This is a genomic window from Candidatus Desulforudis audaxviator MP104C (assembly GCF_000018425.1).
Classification (GTDB): Bacteria; Bacillota; Desulfotomaculia; order Desulfotomaculales; family Desulforudaceae; genus Desulforudis; species Desulforudis audaxviator.
In genome coordinates this window covers 925,897-947,649 of record NC_010424.1, presented here as the reverse complement: position 1 = coordinate 947,649, position 21,753 = coordinate 925,897, and the positions used below count along the sequence as shown (strand labels likewise).

18 protein-coding genes are annotated in these 21,753 nt (G+C 67.0%); 2 read left to right on the top strand and 16 right to left on the bottom strand.

Going from position 1 to position 21,753, the window contains the following annotated elements; all coding sequences use genetic code 11:
- Positions 1-32 precede the first annotated feature (32 nt).
- Positions 33-512 (top strand): DUF456 domain-containing protein, encoded by a 480-nt coding sequence (locus tag DAUD_RS04480; protein WP_012301985.1) that lies wholly within the window; start codon positions 33-35, stop codon positions 510-512.
- On the opposite strand, the gene DAUD_RS04475 is transcribed toward DAUD_RS04480, so the two are convergent.
- From DAUD_RS04475 to DAUD_RS04460, 4 genes are all read right to left on the bottom strand, one after another.
- Complete coding sequence (locus DAUD_RS04475) at positions 502-1,281, bottom strand: acyl-CoA dehydratase activase (RefSeq protein ID WP_012301984.1); 780 nt, start codon at positions 1,279-1,281, stop codon at positions 502-504. The genes DAUD_RS04480 and DAUD_RS04475 overlap by 11 nt on opposite strands.
- 55 nt (positions 1,282-1,336) lie before the next feature.
- Positions 1,337-2,284: a methyltransferase gene (locus tag DAUD_RS04470; RefSeq protein WP_083756600.1), complete on the bottom strand. Its 948-nt coding sequence runs from the start codon at positions 2,282-2,284 to the stop codon at positions 1,337-1,339.
- Entirely contained in the window at positions 2,281-2,871 is a 591-nt protein-coding gene (locus DAUD_RS04465) for a tetratricopeptide repeat protein (RefSeq protein ID WP_041570820.1), read from the bottom strand. The genes DAUD_RS04470 and DAUD_RS04465 overlap by 4 nt, the downstream gene beginning before the upstream one ends.
- A gap of 107 nt (positions 2,872-2,978) precedes the next feature.
- Positions 2,979-3,875 carry a tRNA lysidine(34) synthetase gene (locus tag DAUD_RS04460; RefSeq protein ID WP_242647890.1) on the bottom strand — a complete coding sequence of 299 codons (897 nt, stop codon included), beginning with the start codon at positions 3,873-3,875 and terminating at the stop codon, positions 2,979-2,981.
- Positions 3,876-4,028: 153 nt separating this feature from the next.
- Between DAUD_RS04460 and gap the strand changes: the two genes are divergently transcribed.
- Complete coding sequence (gene gap, locus DAUD_RS04455; RefSeq protein WP_012301980.1) at positions 4,029-5,105, top strand: type I glyceraldehyde-3-phosphate dehydrogenase; 1,077 nt, start codon at positions 4,029-4,031, stop codon at positions 5,103-5,105.
- A gap of 32 nt (positions 5,106-5,137) precedes the next feature.
- Here gap and DAUD_RS04450 read toward each other — a convergent pair whose 3' ends face one another.
- The 12 genes from DAUD_RS04450 to DAUD_RS04395 form a co-directional block, all read right to left on the bottom strand.
- Positions 5,138-6,082, bottom strand: coding sequence for a methylenetetrahydrofolate reductase (locus DAUD_RS04450; RefSeq protein WP_012301979.1), 945 nt, complete (start codon positions 6,080-6,082; stop codon positions 5,138-5,140).
- Positions 6,079-6,744, bottom strand: a complete 666-nt coding sequence (locus DAUD_RS04445) for a methylenetetrahydrofolate reductase C-terminal domain-containing protein (RefSeq protein ID WP_012301978.1) — start codon at positions 6,742-6,744, stop codon at positions 6,079-6,081. Before DAUD_RS04445 ends, DAUD_RS04450 begins: the two co-directional genes overlap by 4 nt.
- Complete coding sequence (locus tag DAUD_RS04440) at positions 6,741-7,178, bottom strand: hydrogenase iron-sulfur subunit (RefSeq protein ID WP_012301977.1); 438 nt, start codon at positions 7,176-7,178, stop codon at positions 6,741-6,743. Before DAUD_RS04440 ends, DAUD_RS04445 begins: the two co-directional genes overlap by 4 nt.
- Positions 7,175-10,162 (bottom strand): FAD-dependent oxidoreductase, encoded by a 2,988-nt coding sequence (locus DAUD_RS04435; protein ID WP_012301976.1) that lies wholly within the window; start codon positions 10,160-10,162, stop codon positions 7,175-7,177. The genes DAUD_RS04440 and DAUD_RS04435 overlap by 4 nt, the downstream gene beginning before the upstream one ends.
- A gap of 41 nt (positions 10,163-10,203) precedes the next feature.
- Positions 10,204-11,049 (bottom strand): methyltetrahydrofolate cobalamin methyltransferase, encoded by an 846-nt coding sequence (locus DAUD_RS04430; RefSeq protein WP_012301975.1) that lies wholly within the window; start codon positions 11,047-11,049, stop codon positions 10,204-10,206.
- A gap of 138 nt (positions 11,050-11,187) precedes the next feature.
- Positions 11,188-12,147 (bottom strand): acetyl-CoA decarbonylase/synthase complex subunit delta, encoded by a 960-nt coding sequence (locus DAUD_RS04425; protein ID WP_041570819.1) that lies wholly within the window; start codon positions 12,145-12,147, stop codon positions 11,188-11,190.
- A gap of 38 nt (positions 12,148-12,185) precedes the next feature.
- The gene (locus tag DAUD_RS04420; protein ID WP_012301973.1) at positions 12,186-12,962 is read right to left on the bottom strand and encodes an ATP-binding protein; all 777 of its coding nucleotides are present in this window, start codon (positions 12,960-12,962) and stop codon (positions 12,186-12,188) included.
- Between the two features lie 3 nt (positions 12,963-12,965).
- On the bottom strand, positions 12,966-14,852 hold the full coding sequence (locus DAUD_RS04415; RefSeq protein ID WP_242647889.1) for an ASKHA domain-containing protein: 1,887 nt from the start codon (positions 14,850-14,852) through the stop codon (positions 12,966-12,968).
- A gap of 28 nt (positions 14,853-14,880) precedes the next feature.
- Positions 14,881-16,212, bottom strand: a complete 1,332-nt coding sequence (gene acsC, locus DAUD_RS04410; RefSeq protein ID WP_012301971.1) for an acetyl-CoA decarbonylase/synthase complex subunit gamma — start codon at positions 16,210-16,212, stop codon at positions 14,881-14,883.
- Positions 16,213-16,284: 72 nt separating this feature from the next.
- On the bottom strand, positions 16,285-18,492 hold the full coding sequence (gene acsB / locus DAUD_RS04405; protein ID WP_012301970.1) for an acetyl-CoA decarbonylase/synthase complex subunit alpha/beta: 2,208 nt from the start codon (positions 18,490-18,492) through the stop codon (positions 16,285-16,287).
- Positions 18,485-20,371, bottom strand: a complete 1,887-nt coding sequence (cooS, locus tag DAUD_RS04400; RefSeq protein ID WP_012301969.1) for an anaerobic carbon-monoxide dehydrogenase catalytic subunit — start codon at positions 20,369-20,371, stop codon at positions 18,485-18,487. The genes acsB and cooS overlap by 8 nt, the downstream gene beginning before the upstream one ends.
- A gap of 227 nt (positions 20,372-20,598) precedes the next feature.
- Positions 20,599-21,732, bottom strand: a complete 1,134-nt coding sequence (locus DAUD_RS04395) for an alkaline phosphatase family protein (RefSeq protein WP_012301968.1) — start codon at positions 21,730-21,732, stop codon at positions 20,599-20,601.
- Between the last annotated feature and the right edge of the window lie 21 nt (positions 21,733-21,753).

Here is a 21,753-nt window from a genome sequence, read left to right as displayed (position 1 = left end):
GCCGACACCGGACAACAGAGGGGGTCCTGTCGATGACGACACTGGCGCTTCTGGTGGCCCTGCTCTTTTTCCTGGCCGGCTTGGCCGGCATCGTGTTTCCGGTGCTGCCCGGTCCGGTACTGATCTGGGTAGGTATGCTGATCTACGGGTTCATGACCGGCTTCGAGGGCCTGACCTGGGTCTTTTTCGCGGGTCAGGGCCTGGCCGTGGCGCTGACCGTTTTCGTTGACTATGCCGCCACCGTCTGGGGCGTGCACCGGTTCGGCGGTTCCAGGATCGCCGTTTGGGGAGGCGTCGCCGGAGCGGTCCTGGGCATGGTCGTCCTGGGTCCGTTCGGAATCATCACCGGGCCGTTTCTTGGCGCTTTCGCCGCCGAACTCCTGGCCCGGGGTTCAACCAGGCAGGCCCTGCGCGTCGGGGTCGGCACCCTGATCGGTTTTGTGGGCAGTACGCTCACCAAAATCCTAATCGCCGGCGCCATGCTCCTCTGGTTCTTCGTCGTCATCTTTTGAGGGCCCGGGAGCGCGCAATCAGGGCCGCACCAAGGGCGCCTACAATCTGCGGCTCCGGCGGAACCCGGATGGGCACCCCAAGGCGGGCCGCCAGTGCGCTTACCACTCCTGTGTTCTTGGCCACCCCCCCGGTCATGGTCACCTCCGGCTGTACTCCCACCCGGACGGCCAGTCCGGCGGTCCGGTCGGCCACCGATTCAAGAAGACCCCGGGCGATTTCCGCCCGCGGCGCCCCCTGCCCAATCAGGGCCACCACCTCGGACTCCGCGAACACGGTGCACAGGCTGCTGATTTGAGCCGCCTTACCGGCCTCTCCGGCAAGCGCCGCCAGGTCTTCAACCCCGACCTCCAGGGCCCGGGCCATGACTTCCAGGAACCGCCCCGTGCCGGCCGCGCACTTATCATTCATGGCGAAGTCGATGACCGCCCCCCCGTCTTCAAGCCGGATCACCTTGCTGTCCTGTCCGCCGATGTCGATCACGGTCCGGGTGTCGGGATAAAGGTACACGGCGCCCCGGGCGTGGCAGGTGATTTCGGTCACCTGCAGGTCAGCGAACGGCACGTTCACGCGGCCGTAACCGGTCGCCACGGCAAAAACCACCTCCCGCAGCGGGCATCCCGCCCGTTCGAGGGCCAAGGCAAGAGCCTTTTCGGCCGCCAGGCGGCTGTCGGCGCCGGTGGGCAAAATACTGTACCCCGCCATTTCCCCGTCGCGCAGCACCACAGCTTCGGCGGACAAAGACCCGATGTCGATTCCGACCACGAACATACGTCAAACCTCACCACTCGCGGACTGACCGGCGCCCTCTTTCCCGCCGCGGTTCCTACCGCAAATGGGCCACCAGCACCTGCCGTTCCTCAATGCTCCTGATCCGCGGCGGGCCGAACCCGGCCGCCTCCAACCAGGCGGTGTATTCGTCCGCCCTCCACACCCCGCCGGACGCTGACGAAACCAGCATGTTCACTCCCATGTAGGCGGCCCGGGTACTGACCCCGCGGACGTAGTCCAGGATGGCGATCCGGCCCCCCGGGGTGAGCACTTCGGCCACCCCGGAAAACAGGTCCCGGTTTTCGTCCGGGCCGTATATGTGCGTGATGTTGCCCAGAAAAGCCACCTCGAACGGTCCCGGCGCCAGTTCCTCCCGGAAATCTCTCCCCACCAGTTTGATCTCAAGGCCGGGGGGCACCAGGGGCGCCATCAGGGCGACAACCTCGGGCATGTCCTGCACGGTGACCGCCACGCCCCGCCGGGCGAAAGGCACGGCGTAATTCAACGGCCCGCCGCCCAGGTCCAGGAGACGCAGCGGGGGGGACAGGCCCTCCAGGCAAAGGTCAACCACCGCGTCAGCCACCGGGCGGGCGTGCTCTCGCATGGCGTCCATAAAGTAGCGGATCTTTTCGGGGCTGCGCTCCTTGCGCGGCGGCTTGCCCGTCCTGATCACTTCCGGCAGTGCCAGCCAGCTCCCCAGCCGGCTGTAGGCGTGCATGAAGGCGAAACCTGTATAGTCCTCACTCTCCGGTTCAAAGAGCATCCGCCGCGCTTCCGGGGCAAGCGCCACAACACTGTTTTCCAGTTCGAGGTACCCCAATTGCACCAGTGCCTCAATCAGGCGTTCGAGGGCACGGTGGTCCGCTTCGATGACTTGCGCCACTTCAGCCACCGGCCTCGGGCCGGCCCGCAGGGCTTCAATCAGGCCGCACCTGACGGCCGCCCCGGCCAGCAGCAACTCGTCGGGGAAAACCAACTGGTCCCTGTTCGGCAAAACGATCACCCCACTCCCTCCACCGCCTGGACCGCCGCGTCGAGAAACCAGCCCTTATCCCGCATCAACTTAAGGACCTGCCTTTTCCCCTCCCGGTCGCGGACGGCCTCGCGCGGGGTCAGCCCTTTCAGGGCGGCCCGCGGGACGTCAGACCAGCCCGGTTCGGAAAAAGCCGCGAGGAATCCCTCTTCCAGTTCATCCTGAATCTCGTACGGCAACTCATCCCCGCCGCCGGCCAGGCGCTCCAGAAAGAACAGCGCCAGTTCCACCTTTTCCGCAGCCTCCCGGACGCCGGCCAGCATCGCGTACTCGCTCAGGCTGTCGTAGGCCTCCTCGAGGCTCCCGTCCTGGAGCAGGAGCATTCCGAGCCCGTACCAGGCTTCAGCACAGTGCTCGTCGACCGCCAGAAGACGCCGGAGCAGCGACTCCATCAGGGTGAACTTGCGCGCCCGCGCGGCCGCCTGGATTTCCCCCAGGAGGCGCCCCCGCTCCTCCGGAGTGAAATCGGGCTCGGGATCCGGCCGGAGGCCGGGTTCGTCCGGCTCCCACTTCGAATGGCGTCCGACATAGACCGTACGATAGTGCCTCTGATCCACTTGTGCCGCCTCTTCCCCAGTTTGCTGCGGAGGCCCGACCCGCTGACCCGACCCGCTAGCGCGGGTACCCCGAGCGGGTGCCCCCTGCCGCGGGCCGGGGGCGGCCGTCACGAGGTTCCTTCTGCAGACCCACCCGGTTCTCCTGCCGCACGGCGGGGGTCTTGAGCGTCGCCGTGTTGCCCCCGTTCACGCCGCGCCCCGCCAGACGCCTCCGGCTCCGGCGCCGAACGCCGCGTCCGCAATTCTTCCGCGTCCGCCACGGAACCCGGACGCCGCTGTTCCCAGAGGTTTTCCAGGTCGACGTTTTGCAGACCGCTCAAGAACCTTTCCCGGAACTTCGGGTACCGGGACGCCAGTTCGGTAACGACGGCCTTCATCTCGTCCCGCTTGGTCCGCCCGTTGTAGGGGCAGGGGTTTTCGATCACCGGGAACCCCTTGCCAGCCGTCAGGCCGGAGAGAACTCGCTCGGGCAGGTACACCAGGGGCCGGATCAAGGTCAGGCCGGTGTTGGTCAGGTAAGTGCTGGGCCGGAAGGTCTTCATCTGTCCCGTGAAAATCAAATTCAGAAGATAAGTTTCAATCACGTCGTCCAGGTGGTGACCGAGCGCCACCCGGTTTGCCCCCAGTGACAGGGCAGCCTGGTTCAAAATGCCCGCTCGGAGCTTACCGCAGAGTTTGCAGGGGTTCATCCCCTCCTTATCCCGGATGATTCCGGCCACCGGTCGGACGTGAATATGCAGAGGCACCCCCAGGCGCCGGCAGAACTCCCGGTGCGGCTCGAAATCAACTTCGCCCCATCCGAGATCCAGCATCACGGCTTCCAGTTCGAACCGCAGGTGGGAATAGTCCCGCAGGTAGGCCAGAATGTAGAGCAGGGCGGTACTGTCCTTGCCGCCGGAGACTCCGGCCGCCACCCGGTCGCCGGGCTCAATCATCCGGTAGTCCCCGACAGCCTTTTTCACCCGGGTCAAAAACCATTTCCCGTAGTGCTCGGTCTTGTTCACATTCTGCCCTCCACGCCGGCTTCCCACACGTTCGAGTCCGCCGATAGGCCCAAAAGCCCGCCGGGCGGCATGCCCGCCCAACGGTATAATGCCCTTCGGCATGGGTATAATAGCCCGAAAATCAGCGCAAACGCAAGGAGGCATGCCCGTAAGATGAGTGTTCGCGTGGGAATCAACGGGTTCGGCCGGATCGGGCGGAACTTCCTACGAATTGTGCACGGGCACCCCGATATCGAGGTCGTGGCCGTGAATGACTTATCCAACCCGGCTACGTGCGCGCACCTTTTGAAATACGATTCCGTGCACGGCATCTTCAACGCCGACGTCCGGGCCACCGAGAACGGTTTCTGGGTCGACGACCAGGACATCGCCGCGTACGCCGAACCGGACCCGTCCCGAATCCCCTGGAACAAGCACGGGGTGGACGTCGTGGTTGAAGCCACCGGCCGTTTCACGAAAGCCGAGAGCGCCGCCAAACACCTGCAAGCCGGAGCCCGGCGGGTCCTGATTTCGGCTCCCGCCAACGGTGAGGACGTAATGATAATCATGGGCGTGAACGAAAGGTGTTATGATCCCGCCAGCCACCGGATCATCTCGGCCGGATCCTGCACCACCAACGGCCTGGCGCCGGTGGTCAAGGTGCTCCACGACCGGTTCGGAGTGAAGCGCGGGTTCATGACCACCGCCCATTCTTACACCAACGACCAGCAGCTGTTGGACCTGGCCCACCGGGACCTGCGACGGGCGCGAGCAGCGGCCCTCTCCATCATCCCGACCACCACCGGCGCCGCCAAGAACGTCGGCGCCGCAATTCCCGAACTGGAGGGAAAACTCACCGGGCTGGCTCTGCGCGTGCCCACCCCGGATGTTTCGATCATTGACTTCGTGGCCGAACTGGAGCGGCCCACCACCAAGGAAGAGCTGAATGACACGCTGCGGGCGGCCGCCGACGGCGACATGGCGGGGATTATTGCTTACAATGAACTGCCCCTGGTTTCCATCGACTACACCGGAAACCCGCATTCGTCCATCGTGGATGGGCTTTCGACGTTCGTGATCGAAGGGACCTTCGCGAAGGTTTTGGCCTGGTACGACAACGAGTGGGGCTTTTCCAACCGGTTGCTCGACATCATTCTGTACACGCATTTCCGGGAAACGGTCGGCGACGCCGCCCGGGACAAGGTGCGCGAGGAAGCCCGCCGGCGCGACCCGGCCCGAACGAAGCACTAGACCGGTTATTAGTAGTAATAATGGGTTCGCAGCTATCGATTGCGATCCTTAGGCTCGTCGTCCGCGGGGCGAGGATACAGCCCCGCCCGGCGTACTATTTCGGGCACGATCGCCTCCCAGGCGACGGCCATGATGTGCACGCCGGCGACACCTTCAATCTCACGCAACGCGGCAATTTGCTCGACACACATGGCGACCCCCTCGGCGGCGGGGTCGGCAGCAGCCTCGATTCTGGCGACCACCTCGTCCGGAACGTAAACACCAGCCACCGCGTCGCGCATGAACCGGGCCATGCGCACTGACTTCAATGGCGTGACCCCGGCCAGGATGTGGGCATGTTCGTGCAGGCCGCGGGCCCGCACCAGGCCCATGAAGTGGCGGAACCGGTCCAGGTCGTACACGCACTGGGTCTGGACAAAGCGCGCCCCCGCCCGGATTTTCTTCTCCAGGCGCCGCACCCGCAGCTCCAGCGGCTCGGCGCAGGGGTTTTCCACCGCGCCCACGAAAAACACCGGCGGTTCGCCGCACACCGGCTCACCGCACTGGAACTCCCCCGGGGCACCCAGGCGGCGGACCATCTCCACCATCTGAACCGAGTCCAGGTCGAAGACCCCCTTGGCTCCGGGGTGGTTGCCGAACTTCTGGTGATCACCGGTCAGGCAGAGCACGTTTCTGATGCCCAGGCTGTAGGCACCCAGGAGATCACTCTGAACGGCGATCCGGTTACGGTCGCGGGCGGTCATCTGGACCACCGGCTCCAGGCCCATTGCTGCCAGGTGTACGCAGGCGGCGATGCTGGAGAGCCGGACCACGGCGGTTTGGCAGTCGGTGACGTTGGCCGCGTCCACGAAACTTTTCAGCAGGGCGGCCTTTTCCGTTAGGCCGTCCACGTTCACGCCTTTGGGCGGGCCCACTTCGCAGGTCACCACGAAGTGCCCGGCGCCGAGCAGCCGGGCGAGCCCGCTCACCCCCCTCATTCCGCCCCGCCCCCTTTCCCGGAACGCCGCGGGCCGGCCTGCGCGTCCGACCAGTCGGGCGGCGGGCCGATCTCGTCCAGCACCCCGGCGCGCCCCAATCGCTCCAGGCGCTCCCAGATCAGCAGCCAGGCGCAGGGACTGCCGCCGCCCACCTCGCAAAACCCGCCGGCGGCTCCCCCGCAGGGGCCGTTCATGATGCCCTTTGCGCAGCGGGTACGCGGGCAAATGCCCCCGGTCAGGTGTAGCACACAGTCCCCGCACAGGCGGCAGCGTTCCTCCCAGACACCGGGCGCCGTCAAGCCCCCGGCGAAGCGGGTGTTTACCCCGGGCAGCACCGGCACGTTCGGGTAGCGCTCCGCCAGAAACTGAGCCCCCACGCCGCACCCCAGGGTGAGCACTGCTTCGGCGCGGCCCATCGCCGGGGCGAACTCGGCGACAAACTCGGGTTCGCACTGCCGGGTGACACCGCGCACTTCGGTTTCCAGCACTTTCCCCCGCAGGCGCGCGTGCAGGCGCAAGGCGTCCGCCAGTTCTTCGGCCTGACGCTCCCCGCCCACCCCGCAAACCGCGGTGCATCCGGCGCAGGCCGCCACCAGCAGGCGCCGGCAGTCAGACGTCATGGCGGCCACCTGGGCGAACGATTTGGCTTCCACGACGATCATCTGGACATACCTCCTTTGACGGCGGCACCCCGCCGCAACGGGGACGGAGGCAGCGCTTTGATCCGGTCCACGAACTCGGCGGCGATCTCTCCGAAGCGGGCGCCCATGGCCGCCGACACCTGGTACATCTCCAGCCGCTCCGGCTCCAGGCCCACCTCGGACAGCCGCTCCCGCAGCCTGGCCACCCGCTCCCGGGCCCGCAGGTTGCCCTCCTTATAGTGGCACTCGCCGTCCAGGCAGCCGGCGACGAATACCCCGTCGGCGCCTTCCTCGAAGGCGCCCAGCACCACCACGGCCTCCATGGCGCCGGTGCACGGCACCCCCACGATGGTCACCCGGGGGTCGTACGACACCCGCATGGCCCCCGCCAGGTCAGCGGCGGCATACGCACAGTTATAACAGCAAAAACTGATGATCCTCGGGTCCGTGTTCATGCTCCCACCTCCCCCGAGCCGCCGGCCAGGCCGGCGCGCACCTGCGAGAGCAGTTGTTCCTTGCGGTAACCGATCAGGTGAATAGCCGCGTTCGGGCACTCGGCCACACAGATCCCGCAGCCCTGGCACTGTACCGGCTCAATCCAGGAGATGTTCCCGGCGATCACCGGCACGTTGAAGGGACACACCCGGACGCAGCCCAGGCAGGCCGCGCACTTCTCGGGCGTCACCCGGGCGTAGACGCCGGGAGCCGTCACCGACCCCCGGCCCAGAATTGCGGCGCACCGGGCGGCGACGGCCCGGCCTTCGAGGAGGCTCTCGAAGAGGTTTTTCGGCCCCGCCGCGTCACCGCACATGAACACCCCGGCCGCCGAGAAATCCACCGGCCTCAGGGTGGTGTGCGCCTGCAGGAAAAACCCGTCCTGGTCGGTCGGCACTTTGAACAGGTGCGCCAGCGCCCGGCTGTCCGCGGACGCCTCGGTGGCAGCTGCCAGGATCACCCGGTCCGCGTCGATCCTGAGGTTACACCCCAGCACCGGGTCGGCGACCTCCACCGCCACTCTTCCGCCGGCGGCAGTGACCCGCGGTTCCTCGCCCGGCCGGTAACGGACGAAGATGATTCCCCGGGCCCGGGCCTCGGAGTACAGTCTCTCGTCCGACCCGCTAACGGTGATGTCCCGGAACAGTACGTAAATATCGCGCTGGGGGTGCGCCGTCTTCATTTCCAGGGCCAGGGCCAGGCTCCGCCGGCAGCAGGCCCGGCTGCACCAGGGCCGGCGCGCGTCACGGGAACCGACGCACTGGATAAACACCGTCGTGTCCCCGGCCCCGGCCCCGGGTGATTCCCGCTCGGCCTCCGACAGGGTGATCACCGCCGCATGCTCCCCGTACAGGTGGCTGTCCGGCCGCGCTTCCCGGGCCCCAGTGGCCAGCACTACCGCGCCGTGGTGGATCACCTGCCCGCCGCGCAGGCGGGTGACAAACCGCCCGATATGTCCCTCAACCGCCGCGGGCTCGTTTTCGGGATAGAACCGCACCAGCGGGTGCCGGACAACCTGCTCCGCCAGGGACCGGACCGGGCCGGTCCCGGGACGCCGTTCTTCGGCCACCCCACGGTAGGCACCGCCGGGTGCCTCCTTTTTATCCACCAGGTGCACCTCAAATCCCTGCTCCGCCAGTCCTAGGGCGGCCGACAGACCGGACGGGCCCGCCCCCACCACAAGAGCCGCCGGCAAAACCGGCACCGTGACATAGGGCACCGGCTCCAGCAGCAGGGCTTTGGCCACGGCCATGGAGACCAGCCGGCACGCCTTGGCGGTCGCCGCCTCCGGCTTCCGGTGCACCCAGGCGCAATGCTCGCGGATATTGGCCATCTCGCACAGTGCCCCGTTCACCCCGGCGTCGCGGAGCACATTCTGGAACAACGACCTGTGGCTGCGCGGGCTGCAGGCCGCAACCACCAGCCGGTTCAGGCCGTGTTCCCGGACCGTTTTCACCAGCCGGTCCAGGCTGTCCGGCGCGCAAGCGTGGATCATCTCCAGAGTCAGGGCCACGCCTTCCAGCCGCCCGGCCGCTTCCACCACCGCCGAGACATCCACCGCCCCGGAAATGTTGGTCCCGCACCGGCACACGACCACGCCGACCCGGGGGCGCTCCTCCCGTACGTCCCGCTCCGGAACCGGCTGTTCCTCCCGGCCGGCGGCGCCCCGCGCCCCTGCCAGCAACGCACCCGCTTCGGCCGCCGCCGCCCCGGCCTCAATCACGGCCGCCGCGATATCCTTGGGTCCGGCAAAGGTCCCGGCCACAAACAGCCCGGGCCGGGAAGTCGTCGTGCCCCCCGGAGCCGCCGGCGGGCAAAACCCGTACCGGTCCAGGTCCACCCCGAGACGCCGGGCGAGTGCCGCCGCCCCGGGCCCCGGCCCGATTCCGGCGGATAGAACCACCATGTCGAACACCTGCCAGCCGGGTCCGTCAACTCCAGCGTAGCGCACCTCCAGGCCGCCGTCGCACGGCCGGACCGTATCCACCCCGGCGCACCGCAACTCCACGCCCTTCCGTTCGGCCCGCTGCCGGTAACGGTCAAACCCCTTGCCCGGGGTGCGCATTTCCTGATAAAAAACCACGGTATCCAGGGGACCCTCGGCCTGCTCCAGCGCGGTGACCGCTCCTTTCAACGCTGCCATGCAGCACACCGTGGAACAATACTCCCGGCCCAGAGTCCGGTTCCGTGAACCGACACACTGGATCCAGGCGATACTCCGCGGCGGCGCGCCGTCGGAAGGACGAGCCAGCCGCCCCCCGAAGGGGCCGGCGGCGCTCAACAGGCGCTCCAGTTCCAGATTGGTGACCACGTCCGGCAGCAGGCCGTATCCCAGGTTTTTAAGGGGGGAGGGATCGAATACCTCGCAGCCGGGGCAGAGTATCACCGCCCCGACCTCCACCTGCGAAGCCTCCTCCGGGGCCCCGAGCGTGACCGCCCCGGTGGGACAGGCCTCCACGCACAAAGTGCATTCGATACAGTGCTCGGGGTCGAGCACATAGGCCCTGGGATAGGCCTGGGAATAGGGCTGGTAAATAGCCTTGCGGGTGCCGAATCCCATATTGAAAGCGTCCGGCACTTCTACCGGGCACACAGCGGCGCAGTCGCCGCAACCCTTGCACGCCTCCGCCGCCACACCCCGGGGGGAATGGCGCAGTGAAACGCGAAACCGGCCCGGATCGCCGGTCACCCCTTCTACCCGAGTACCCACCAGCACCTCGAGGTTCGGATGCCGGGTGATTCTGGCCAGCTGTGGCGAAAAAGAACACAGGGAACACTCGTTAGTTGGAAAGGTTCTGGACAATTGCGGCACTTTGCCGCCCAGGGCCGGTGCTTCGTCCACCAGATACACCTTGAAACCCCCGTCGGCAAGATCAAGGGCGGCCTGGATTCCCGCAACGCCGCCCCCGACCACCATTACCGCTCCCACCTTGTGGACTGCCAACGGTCACTCCCCCTAGAGGGACAGAATACGGAATTCAGGAGTCAGAATTCAGAACTCTGACTCCTGTATTCTAACTCCTGACTCCTGCGTTCTATATTCTTTCTAAACACCTTCAGGAATGAATCACAGTAGACCTCCCGGTTCAGCAGGATGTTCGCCGTCGCCGCGGCGTCCAGCAGGGCCTCATCTTCCACGTCCAAAATCGCCGCATCCAGACCGGCGGCCATGGCCATCACCAGAAAGGTCCGGTTGATCAGGGAACGCTCAATCATCCGCTGGGAGATGTTACTCAGACCCACGACGGTCCGCGGGGGCGGCGCGGCCAGGAGTTTCGCCTGGCGGATGGTCTCCAGCACCTCGACGGCGTGGTCCTGAGCCACGTTCACCGGTAAAACCAACGGGTCGACGAACAGGTCCTCCATCGGCAGACCGTGGGCGTCCGCGTTGGCCACCAGTTCCATGGCCAGGGCCAGGCGGTCGGAGGCGTCCTTGGGCACCCCCTGCTGGTTCATGGCCAGGCCGATGATCGCGGCGCCGTGGCGCACGGCCAACGGGAACAGGAGGTCCATGCGCTCCTGGTCGGCGCTGGTTGAATTGATGAGCGCCTTTCCCCGGTGGACACGGAGTCCGGCCTCGATGGCCTCCGGGTTCACCGAATCGAGGCAGCAGGGCAGCCCGGTGGCCTCCTGCGCCACCCGGACGAGCCACTCCATGACCGCCGGTTGTTCCCCGGCGTCCACCGCCGGTCCCGTGCTCAGGTCCAGGTAGTGCGCTCCGGCCCTGGCCTGCAGCCGCGCCCGCTCGGCCACGGGGCCGGACTGCCGCTCCTGGATAGCCTCCCGGATGTCCCGGAACATGCCGTTGATTCTTTCACCGATCAAGATCAAGTGCGGGCCCCACCTGTTCAAAAGATATACAAGAGATATACAAGCAGTATAGAAGCAGATCCCCGCGGCCGTCAATCCAAAGACAAAAGGGAGACACCAATGAAAAGGTGTCTGACACCTGGTTCGCGACTTTAGGATTTAACCGGGTGGGGGTGACGGGTACTCCCACGGGCGCATGAGGGCGTCGACCTCCCGGTTGAAGCGGGCCAACGACCCGGGGTGCCGGAAAACGAAGATGGAACCGCCGGCCAGGGCCAGCGTCACCGCCGTTACGGTCTCCCACAGCACCGCCCGCCGGGACTGGTCCCCCCATTCCGGCTGATCCTCGACCTGAGCCTCCCTGGTTTTCCAGGTTTCCTCACCCACCAGGCAGATCACGGGCGGGGCCAGCATCCGGTCTCCCGACAATGCGCCGAGGCGTTTGCGCTCGATGATCGAGTAGGCGTACTCGAGCCCGTAGCCCAGAGGGCCGATGGACGGGTCCATGGCGATCCGCTCCGGCGGCAGGTTCATCTCAGTGATCAGGATGTTCAACTGCTTCGCCAGGTTGATATCCAGGGGTGAGGTGGCCACCACGCTGTGCCCGTAGGCCACGCACGCGGCCGCCACGGTCTTGTAGTTCTCCGCCGTGGCCTGGCCTAGAAGACAGTTTCGCCCCTCCAGGGCCTCCGCCACCACGGGCAATACCCGGGCATCCTTCTCCTCCACGCCGGAGCCCAGCACGATGAGCGGCACGTCCACCGCTTCGGCCACCCGGCGGGCCGTCGCCGCCGCCTCCTCCGGCCCGGTATCCCGGTTCTCCGGATGGGTCCCGGCCAGCCGGAGCAGGACCAGGTCAGCGCCGAGTTCCACACACCGGCGCGCCCAGGCCGCCGGGTCGCTCAAAACTTCGTCAAACTCTTGGCGCAGCACTGCGGGCCAGTCGCCCGGGTCAATGTCCTGCACCTCCAGCGCCGTCACCGGCCGGACCGGATCCCCCTCGAAATGGATGAACGGCAGGGAAGTGTCGCCGCCAGCACGCACGGTGCGGGGCTCGCGGCCCAGGACCATTTCGCACACCTTCCCCTTCCATCGCTCGCGCACAATCTCTACGGCCATCTGCTGCTTCTCCCTCTCCATTCCGAATACTCGTGTGATCAGCCCAAGTCCGGTCCGTCCGACTGCCCGAGGACGAAGCGGCGCACAACCCGCCGCACGGCCGCGACCGCCGGAGCGTCGTCCGGCAGTGCCACCAGCGGCCGGCCCTCCAGATCCCACGCCTCCACCGCCGGGTCCTGCGGCACCCAGCCCGCAACCTCTAGCCCGGTCGCTGCGACCGGCGCTGCCAACGCCGCCCGTGCCCCGTCACGCACCCGGTTCACGACCAGCAAGGTTTTCCTGATACCGAGATCAAGGCTTTCGGCCAGCTGGTGAATCCTCTCCGCCGACCGGATCCCGCGCACCGTGGCGTCGCTGACCACGAACAGGAGGTCGACCTCCCGCGTGGTGCGGCGGCTTAAGTGCTCCAGGCCGGCCTCGTTGTCCAGTAGCAGGAAGGGGTAGTCGCGCGCCTTGCGCTCCATGAAGCCCCGCAGGAGGTTGTTGACGTAGCAGTAACACCCCGGTCCTTCCGGCCCGCCCATCACCAGGAGGTCCACCGCCGGGGTCTCGGCCAGCACCTGGTGCAGGCGGAAGTCCAGGTATTCGGATTTGGACATCCCCCCGAGACGGGAACGCCGGTCGCCGTTGAGTTCCGCCAGCACGTCGGCCACCGTTCCCTCAACCCCTATGCCGAGCACTTCGGCCAGGTTCGCGTTCGCGTCTGCGTCCACCACCAGCACCGGTACATTTCCCGTGTTTACAAGCTCCCTGACCACCAACGCCGTAAAGGTGGTCTTGCCCACGCCGCCCTTGCCGGCCACCGCAATCTGCAAGATTCATTCACACTCCCGTACTGAGGGGAAAAGCCCCATATCCGTATGCGGCAAAAAGAGCGCCGACACGTATTCTTCCATGAACCGCGTGCCCTCACCCAGCTCAAGGTAGGTGATCCTGCGCGCCGTCTCCCCGATCTCGGCCAGCCGACGCCCCGACAGCAGGGCGGCCCGCGCCCCCCGCAGGGAACTGTTCCCGACAAACGTATACCGCTCGGGGGCGATGTCGGGAAGCATCCCGATGGCCACGGCCTCCCGCAGGTTCAGAAACCGCCCGAACCCGCCTGCGATGTACACCCGGCTGATATCCTGCTGGTCGAGATTCACGGCGGCCAGAAGCGTCCGCAGTCCGGCGTATACCGCCGCCTTGGCGCGGAGCAGGTTCTGGAGGTCCGCCCCGGTCAGGACAATGTCCCGGCCGTGCGCCGTTTCCCGGGCCCAGACCAGCACGAACTCTTCTCCTGCGTCGCCGCTCCGGAAACGAGGCGTTTCCAAATCCGGTTCAAACTGCCCGGCCCGGTTGATCACCCCGGCCCGCCGCAAGCCCGCCAGGGCGGCGATCAGCCCGGAGCCGCACACCCCGGCCGGCGGACCGTCCCCGATGGCCCGGCACACCACTTCGAACCCGCCGGGCGTGGCCCCCACCCGCTCGATAGCCCCGCTGACGGCCCGCATCCCGCAGGTGATCCCGCTGCCCTCAAAGGCGGGCCCCGCCGAACAGGAACAGCCGATCAGCCAATCCCCGTCCCCTAAAACCATTTCCCCGTTGGTCCCGATGTCCACGAACAGGGCGGTCCGCCCCTCCGCGCCGAACCCGGAGGCCGTGAGCCCCCCCGTAATGTCCCCGCCGAGGTAGCTGGCCACGCCCGGCAAAACGTGCACGGGCGCCCGGGGGTGGAGATCAAGCCCCAAATCGTCCGCGCGGCACGGCGGCCAGAAATTAGCCGCCGGAGTGTAGGGTTCCAGCCGGATGTGGGCCGGGTCGACCCCCAGAAACAGGTGGCTCATGGTGGGGTTGCCCGCGCAAACGGCGGCCCGGACCGCGTCCCGTTCGATCCCGCACAGGCGCCGCAACTCTGCCAACAGGCTGTTCACCGTGTTCACCACCGCCTCCTGGAGCCGACGTCGTCCCCCGGAATGCTCCCCGGCGAAGATAATCCGGGAAATCACGTCATCCCCATAGGCGGCCTGACGGTTATAGGTGCCCGCTGTGCCCAACACCCGACCGCTCTCAAGATCAACCAACTGGGCCGCCACCGTGGTGGTTCCCAGGTCAACCGCCACCCCGTACGCCGGCCCCGCCGCCCGGCCCGGCTGAACCGCCACCACCTCGTGCTCCGGCCCCCCAGCCGTTCCCAGATCCGCTGTCACCGTCCAGTCCCGCGCCCGCAGAACGGCCGGCAGTTCCCGGAGCACGGCCAGATCGGCCCGGACCTCCCCGCCGGTCTCCCGCGCTAGCGCCAGGGCAAGCCGCCCCCAGTCGTCCGCCGTTTCCCCGGGCTCCGGCGGCACAAGGGAGACGGTCACCCGGCGCAAAAGGGGATCGGCCAACTGTCCATCGACCCCTTCCTGGGCCCACAGCGGCGCCGCGTCCTCCTCCCCGTCACCGGTCAGTACCTGGTGCTCGTGCAGCCGCGAGGTGTCCGGTACTTCGATCACCGGGTCGCCCACCGGGTAGAACCGACAGGCCCGGAACACGGCCCCGGTCCCGGCGACGGCAATCCCATCGGCGTCCTGGACCGCACCTTCCCGGAGCACCACCAGGCAGCGGCCGCAAGTGCCATCGCCCCCGCAGGCGCCCCGCAGAGTGATGCCGGCCCGCGCCGCAAGTTCCAGGATGGACTCGCCTTCCCTGATTTCAACATGCACTTCGTCCGGCAGGAACCGCACCCGCACTCACCCCCCGGCAGGGTTGCTCCTAGCGAGACCAATACTCCCTCAAAAAGGCCGGAATTGCCGCGGACTCCCGCGGTCCGACCAGCACCTCCCACCCGGTGACTTCCCGCAACTTACCGCTCAACACCGCCAGCCCCCCGGGGATGATCAACCGCCGGTGCTGCACGCGTTTGGTGATCCCCGATGACTCTAGAAAAGTCCCGATCTTTTCGGGGGTCATCTTTCCGGCTGCCCAGGCGGTAAGCACCGAAGTGCCGTCGGTGTCGACCGGAAGGATGTAAGCCGGCACTCGGGCCGCCTCCACGTCTCCACGCACACAGAAGTAGGTCAGTGAAAAGTTGGTGGTCAAAAACACCGGGTCCTCCGGTCCAGGGTTCCCGACCTCGTATACCTTGGCCTCGATGGCGATGGGCTTCTGGGGGTCGGTGTACACGTTCAGCCGCCAGGTGATGAGCGGCAGAAGGTCGGCCGGGTCGGCGGTTTCCAGCAACACCACCGCGGCGTACTTGCCGATGTATACAGCGGCGTCCAGCACGGCGTTTTCACCGGCGGCCAGGCAGATGGTCGGGAAGCCGAAGGGGCGGAAGCGCTTGTTCACGGCCAGCCGCCGGATCTGCGTCTGGTCGGCCAGCACCCGGCCCACGTCCCGGGCGCCGGAGTCAAGCACCAATTGCTTGTGGCCGGCCTGGACCGCCCGTCCGGAGAGCTCCGCCAGTTCCTCCAAGTTTCGGCCTCGCACGGCCAGGGCTAGGTCGTACCGGCGAGCCAGCGCCACCATCGCCTCCAGGTTTTCTGCGTGGGCGGCGTGAAGAAGCGGCTTGCGCTCCCCCACCGCCTCGAGCGCCCGTTCCGCCGTCCCTGGTTCCGCGCACAGTAGCACCAGGTTTAACGGCGTGTGCACGGCCGCCGCGCGCACGGCACGTACGTACCGCTCCGGGTCGCCGGATTCGTGGCGCACCGCCAGGAGGTCGACCCCGTGAATCTGCCCCAGCCGGTCGAAGGAGAGCCGGTTTACCCGGCCGATCTGTTCCGCCAGCACGCCGTCATCCAGGGTGTCCGGGACAATGATCCCGATCCCGGTGGGGTGCACAAACCGCTTGTCGTGTCTAAACAGCACCGTTTCGTTGCCGATCTCGAGGGCGTTTTCACCGGCGCCGATCCGCACCAGGGCCACCGGCGGCTCCGAGGCAGCGCTCAACGTCTCCCGCGCCTCCGCGCTTACGTGCGGGCAGGTGTCCAATCCCGCCTTCCCCGCCGCGATCTGCATCGCGAACGCCAGGCAGGTGGCCTGTCCGCATTCCTTGCAGTTGGTTTTCGGCAAAAGCTTGTAGATGGCCAGTCCGGTTAACGCCATACGCGGGATACCCCTTGTCGGAAGCGTGATTTAAATTGAAGTCAAAAAGGTGTCTGACACCTTTTTGGCCTCTTAAAAGAGCGGTTCGAGGCTCAGGGCCGGGTGCTCCTTCTCATACAGGAAGGCCAGGATCTCCTCCACCTCCACCCCGACGGTCTCGTCGGCGATCCGGTCCACGAAGTCCGCGCCCAGGCCGTCCTCTGCGGCCCGCTTTTCGAGCACCGGGCGCATCTGTTCCTTGAAAGCGGCGGGCATCCAGACAATCCGGGCGAGCCCTCCGTCGGCCTTCAAGAACTTCCTGGAGCCAAGGTAGGCCTTGCCCACACCCATGAACCCCGGGGTCTGCACCCCGCCCCCGATGCTGCCGGCCAGGGTGGAAAAGGTCATGCCCGCCGGGGTCATCCCGGCGTGTTCCCGGTTCACGATCAAAAACCCGTTGCACTCGGGCACGATGCACACGAGCGCTTCGAAACAGCCGCACGAGGTCAACGGGGAGTCCATGATTGTGTAGAACTTGACCCGTTCAATGGTCCCCCGGGAGTGGGTGCGGATGAACTCGTTGCAGGACGCCCACTCCCCGCCCGCCGCGTCCAAAACGTCTTTCTTGGGAACGGGCTGGTTGCAGCCGTGCGGGTCGATCTCGTGCGCCGCCCGGGCGTCCAGCCAGCTGACCGAACCGCAAAGCCCCACCCGCTCCGGCAGCACCACGCAGACGTGCGTAGGCGCGAATGACTGGCAGAGGGTGCACGAGTAGAAGGTGTCAACGTTCTCGTCGCTCAGCACGGCCAGGCGGGCGTCACGCCGGGCGTAGTATTCCCGGGCTTCCCCGCGCCAAGCCGTCACCTCACCCGCTTCCGTGGACAGGCGCACCTGCACCCGGTCCACGATGCTCGCGAACTCGGATTTCAGCTTAGCATACAGGATGACCCCCAGATGCCGCAACCGGAACCCCCGCCCGTACGCCTCTTTGCTGATCCGGACCCAGTTCACGTCCCGCTGGCCGATGTGCCAAACACCCTGCGCGTAGTTGAGGTAGTGGTGCAGGCGCCTCTCCAGCACCGGCTCGAAGTCCGGTTCCATCTTCCGCCCGTAGATGTCTACCACGATCCCCAGGGGCAGGGCGCCGCCTTCTTCGACGGCGTCCACGTCCGGCCCCGACAAGGTGATCCTTCCGTCCTCGACCGTGTCCGGGCCGGCAGTGCGCACCAGCTCGAAGCCCGGGGTCTTCTGCCCGCCGAACTCGACGTGCATATCCTCCCGCCGGACGGTTTCGCCTTCGAACGCCGGGCCGAAGGCCACGGGCACCGGTACCCGGTCCACGGTGATCTTCAAGCCCCGCACCTCGCAGGCCCGGCTCACCAGGCTTTCGTACGGCACGTTCGCCACCACGTGCTCGTACGTGCAGATGCCGCTCGGCAGGATTTCGGGGACGTCCGTGTCGGCGACCACCGGGAACCCGAAGTTGAGCGCTCCGGCCGCGTGAGCGCACTTTTCGTCGTCGACCTCGCCCAGGGCCAGCACGAAGGCGAACACCCGATTGGTGGTGTAGGACAGGAGCCGGGCATAGTCCCCCGGAGCCACCCCGCCGAAGGAAAGCGCCACCCGCACCGCAAATCCGAGGGCGAACACGGTGGCCGTCACGTCGGCACCGAAGGGCACCAGGCGGGTCTCCCAACCCATCTGGACCCCCCGCGCCGCCAGTTGTTCGGCCATGCTCCGCCCCCCGGACGACGCGCACATGAACACGTACAGGTTCTTCTCCTGGCATTCACGGGCCAGGCGCACCGCGGCCTCATCCGACGGCGCCGCCCCTACGCAGACAGCGAACCCGGGAGCCGAGCCGTCCACGAACTCCAGGCCCCGGCGCCTCAAGACGGCGTCGTCCGCCGCCCCGAGCCAGAGGCCACCGGGTGAGGGCGCCGTTTTGCCCGTGTAACTGCCGGGCGCGGTCAGGTAACGCAGCGCCTCGATGGTCTCGGCGGCAAACAGCGCAGCCATCCCCGCATCTAGGGCGCCGCCCAGGTAGGGCAGCCACACCCGCTCCGCCGGCACCGCCGGCACCAGTCCCCGGGCCGTCTCCAGCACCGGTTCCAGGTCGCCCAACCGCCCCACTCGCCGCCCGGTGATCCCGTAAATGACCGGCAGATAATACCCGGTATTCGGAAAACCCACCCGCTGATCCGGACCGTATGTATCGAGCGCCCCGGCCAGTTCTTCCCCGGCCCGGGCCACCAGCCCCGCCGCGCCCCTGATGGCCGCCGCCGCAATGGCTTTAGACATCGAGACGCCTCCTCATCTTCATGTCGTACAACACGCGCTCCCGCCGGCCCTCGATGCCGAGGGCGCGGCGTTTCTCCTCGATGTGGGCCAGGATCTTCCGGGCCAAGGCTTGGGGATCAGGCTCGAAAAACCAGGCCGCCCCGTAGTCTTGCGTCAGCCCTTCGAACACCTGCGCGGCGAACTCCTTGCTGTCCGCGCCCGGGAAGTACACGCCCAGGCCGACGGAGATCCCGCTCCCGATGAAATACTGGCCGACAGCCAGCGCCTTCTCGCTCATCCACTCCGGGGCGCAGCCGGCCACCGGCAGGTCCGATAGGTCCTCCCCGAGGCCCCCCGCACGGACCATCTCGGCCGCCATCATCAGAATCCGGCTGTTGTCCACGCAGGAGCCGCAGTGCAGCACCGGCGGAATCCCCAACGCCTCGCAGACCTCCCGCAAACCCGGGCCGGCGCTGTCGGCCGCCTCCGGCACCAGCAGCCCATCCCGGGCGCAGGCCAGCGCCGCGCACCCGGTGACCAGCACCAGCACGTCATTTGCCACCAGCTCCCGCACCAGCACCCCGTGGCTCGCCCCGGAAGCGGCCCGGGGGTTGGTGCAACCAACCACTCCGGCCACCCCCCGGATCCACCCGTTAATGATGTTTTCGTTCAACATCCGGTAGGAACCGCGGAAACGGCCCCCCAGGGCGTGGCGGATGCTCTCCTGCCCGAATCCGGTCACCAGTTCGACGGCCTGCGGCGGGATGTCCACCCGCCGGCGGTTCGGGAAGTTGTCTATCGCCGCATAAAGAAGTTCCCGGGCGGTGTCCAGAGCGGTCGCCGGCGAAAACTCCACGTGGCGCGCGCCCTTGATCCGGGCCTTCTCCGAAGTGGTCACCAGCCGGGTGTGGTAGCAGGCGGCCACCGCCGCCAGGCCCTGCATCACGCACTGCACGTCCACCAGCATCAGTTCCACGGCCCCGGTGATGATCGCCAGTTCCTGCTGCAGGAAGTGGCTGGCGACCGGCACGTCGTGCCGCATCAAGATTTCATTCGCCGTGCAGCACATTCCGGCGATATTGACCCCAGCCGCCCCCACCGCGCGGGCGCGGGCGGTCATTTCCCCGTCCGCAGCCAAGCGGACCAGTACCTCCGGCAGCAGGGGCTCATGGCCGTGGACCACGATATTCACGCAGTCCGGCTTTAACACCCCCAGGTCCACCCGGGAGCGGACCGGCCGGGGAGTTCCGAACAGGACATCCCGCACCGCGGTGGCGATCACCGACCCACCCCAGCCGTCCGCCAGCGCGGTGCGGGTACCCTGGTGCAGCAGGTGCAGTGCCTCCTGGTCGACCCCCATGTGGGTCCGGTGCAGGCTCTCCACCACCTCCCGGTCGATGCCCCGGGGCACCAGTCCAAGGCGGCGCCACCGTTCCAGCCGCCGGGGAGGCGCGAGCGCGGCCAGCGCCAGTTCCCCCTCCTGCCGACCGAATTCGCCGAGGAACAGTTTGCCCACTTCCCGCGCCAGCACCGCGGGGTCTTCCGCCTTGCCGCACCCCAGTTGCGCCGCCAGGCGTGAGAGCTTCTCCCGGTCGCAAAGCTCGAACCCGGGGGCCGTTCCCCGGGCCACCGCGCAAAAGGTCTGCACCACCTCCCGCGCGTGGTCGGAATGAGCGGCCGTGCCCGCGGCGATCATCCGGCACAGGTTGCGGGCGGCGATGGTGTCGGGCGTCGCCCCGCAGACTCCCACCCGGGCCCCCTTTCCGGACTCCGTTACCCGGCAAGGCCCCATCGCGCAAACCCGGCAGCAGCTCTCGCCCGCCCCGAGCGGGCAGGGCTTGATCTCGCGCGCCCGGTCCAGGGCGGGGATCACCCGGCCGGTGGTACCCGGTTTGTCCATCAATACTTCAACTCCCAGGCCTGATGTTTGAAACCAGGGGTTATTCACCGGTGTTCTATTCGACTCCAAGATTGTAACTGTTTCGCGCCCTGATGGCAATTACCCTGCTCGCTTTCCGCAGCGGTGGGTCCGGCCGGGATACCGGGCGGGCTCCACCAGCAGAGAGGGGGGCCCCCTTGTGCACCAGGAGCCCCCTCTGCCACTCCCTCTCGTTTCCGGCCGACCCATCAGAACAGGAGAAACCGTTTTTTCAGGACGCGGTATTCCACCACGTAACCGAAGCCGAAGAGGACCACCAAGAGGCCGATCAAGTGCCGGTGGGCATCGACCGACTTTTCCAGCCGCTCGATTTCCCGGTCGCGTTCCTGGATCGCCTGGGCGATGCCAGCCTCCTTGGCCTCGAGTTCCTGCTTTTCTTCACGGACCTTTTCCCCTTCATCCCATAACCGGTGGATGGCCCGCTGCGACTCGGCCTGTGCCCGGCTCAACTCCCTGATCCGCTGTTCCAGAAGGTAGAACCCGTTCTGGAGCGACCCGGGCTCGAAGGCGTTCCAGAGCACCAGTCCGTCCGGGGCCGGGATTTTGAGGTTTAGAATGTAGGCCAGGGTGGGCGCAATGTCCAGCAGGTCCGCCGGCGGCAGGACCACACCGCCCTTGAACTGCACGCCCTTCACAATCAGGGGCGGCTCCCCGTCGGTGCCGGTGATCACGATCAGAGTCTGCTCGTATACGCCCTGCTGGTGCAGGAAGTGGAGCAAACGCCCGACCAGGTTGTCGGCGTTGCTCACCGCGCGGTAGTACTCCTGGCTGCTCCGGCCCGACTCCTCCAGGGCCTTTCTGGCGTCGGCGAGAACCAGGACGCTCAGGTACGGTTTCTTGCCCTCCATCTCCTTGACGGCGGCCTCGACCAGTTTGTCGTCACCCTTGATTTTCAGGTGGTAGTCGGCATTGGCGGCCAAGCCGTCAAGCCGGCCGGAGGCGTCGAAGAAACCGCCGGCCAGATTGCTTGGCCGGATCAAATCGAACAACGTGGGCTGTTTGAGCTTGTCGCCCGCCTGGAGAAACTGGTGGGTTCGGGCACCGGTTCCGGTGAGGATCGAGGCGGCGGATGCCTCCAGCCCCCCCGGCCAGACCGGGATACAGTCGTTGATCCGGATACCCGAGGCGGCCACCCCGTTGATGTTGGGCGCCTGCGCCTTCTGCAGCGCGTCGGCCTGCAGGCCGTCGATCACGATCACCAGCATTTGGCGCGTATATCGCGGCTTCTCCTGAGGCTCGGCTTCCTGGGCCGCCGTGCCACCCAGCGGTAACAGAAGCACCATGCAGAGGGCGATCAGGACCCCAAAGCCCCGCACAAACATGGGACCATCCTCCTGTGGGGT

What these genes read in the sequence shown, in the direction of transcription:
- DAUD_RS04440 (WP_012301977.1), bottom strand. Translation starts at nt 7,178, where the DNA reads ATGAACACGGACCCGAGGATCATCAGTTTTTGCTGTTATAACTGTGCG.
- gap (WP_012301980.1), top strand. Translation starts at nt 4,029, where the DNA reads ATGAGTGTTCGCGTGGGAATCAACGGGTTCGGCCGGATCGGGCGGAAC.
- cooS (WP_012301969.1), bottom strand. Translation starts at nt 20,371, where the DNA reads ATGGACAAACCGGGTACCACCGGCCGGGTGATCCCCGCCCTGGACCGG.
- DAUD_RS04475 (WP_012301984.1), bottom strand. Translation starts at nt 1,281, where the DNA reads ATGTTCGTGGTCGGAATCGACATCGGGTCTTTGTCCGCCGAAGCTGTG.
- DAUD_RS04425 (WP_041570819.1), bottom strand. Translation starts at nt 12,147, where the DNA reads ATGGCCGTAGAGATTGTGCGCGAGCGATGGAAGGGGAAGGTGTGCGAA.
- DAUD_RS04480 (WP_012301985.1), top strand. Translation starts at nt 33, where the DNA reads ATGACGACACTGGCGCTTCTGGTGGCCCTGCTCTTTTTCCTGGCCGGC.
- DAUD_RS04450 (WP_012301979.1), bottom strand. Translation starts at nt 6,082, where the DNA reads ATGAGGGGGGTGAGCGGGCTCGCCCGGCTGCTCGGCGCCGGGCACTTC.
- acsB (WP_012301970.1), bottom strand. Translation starts at nt 18,492, where the DNA reads ATGTCTAAAGCCATTGCGGCGGCGGCCATCAGGGGCGCGGCGGGGCTG.
- DAUD_RS04395 (WP_012301968.1), bottom strand. Translation starts at nt 21,732, where the DNA reads ATGTTTGTGCGGGGCTTTGGGGTCCTGATCGCCCTCTGCATGGTGCTT.
- acsC (WP_012301971.1), bottom strand. Translation starts at nt 16,212, where the DNA reads ATGGCGTTAACCGGACTGGCCATCTACAAGCTTTTGCCGAAAACCAAC.
- DAUD_RS04445 (WP_012301978.1), bottom strand. Translation starts at nt 6,744, where the DNA reads ATGATCGTCGTGGAAGCCAAATCGTTCGCCCAGGTGGCCGCCATGACG.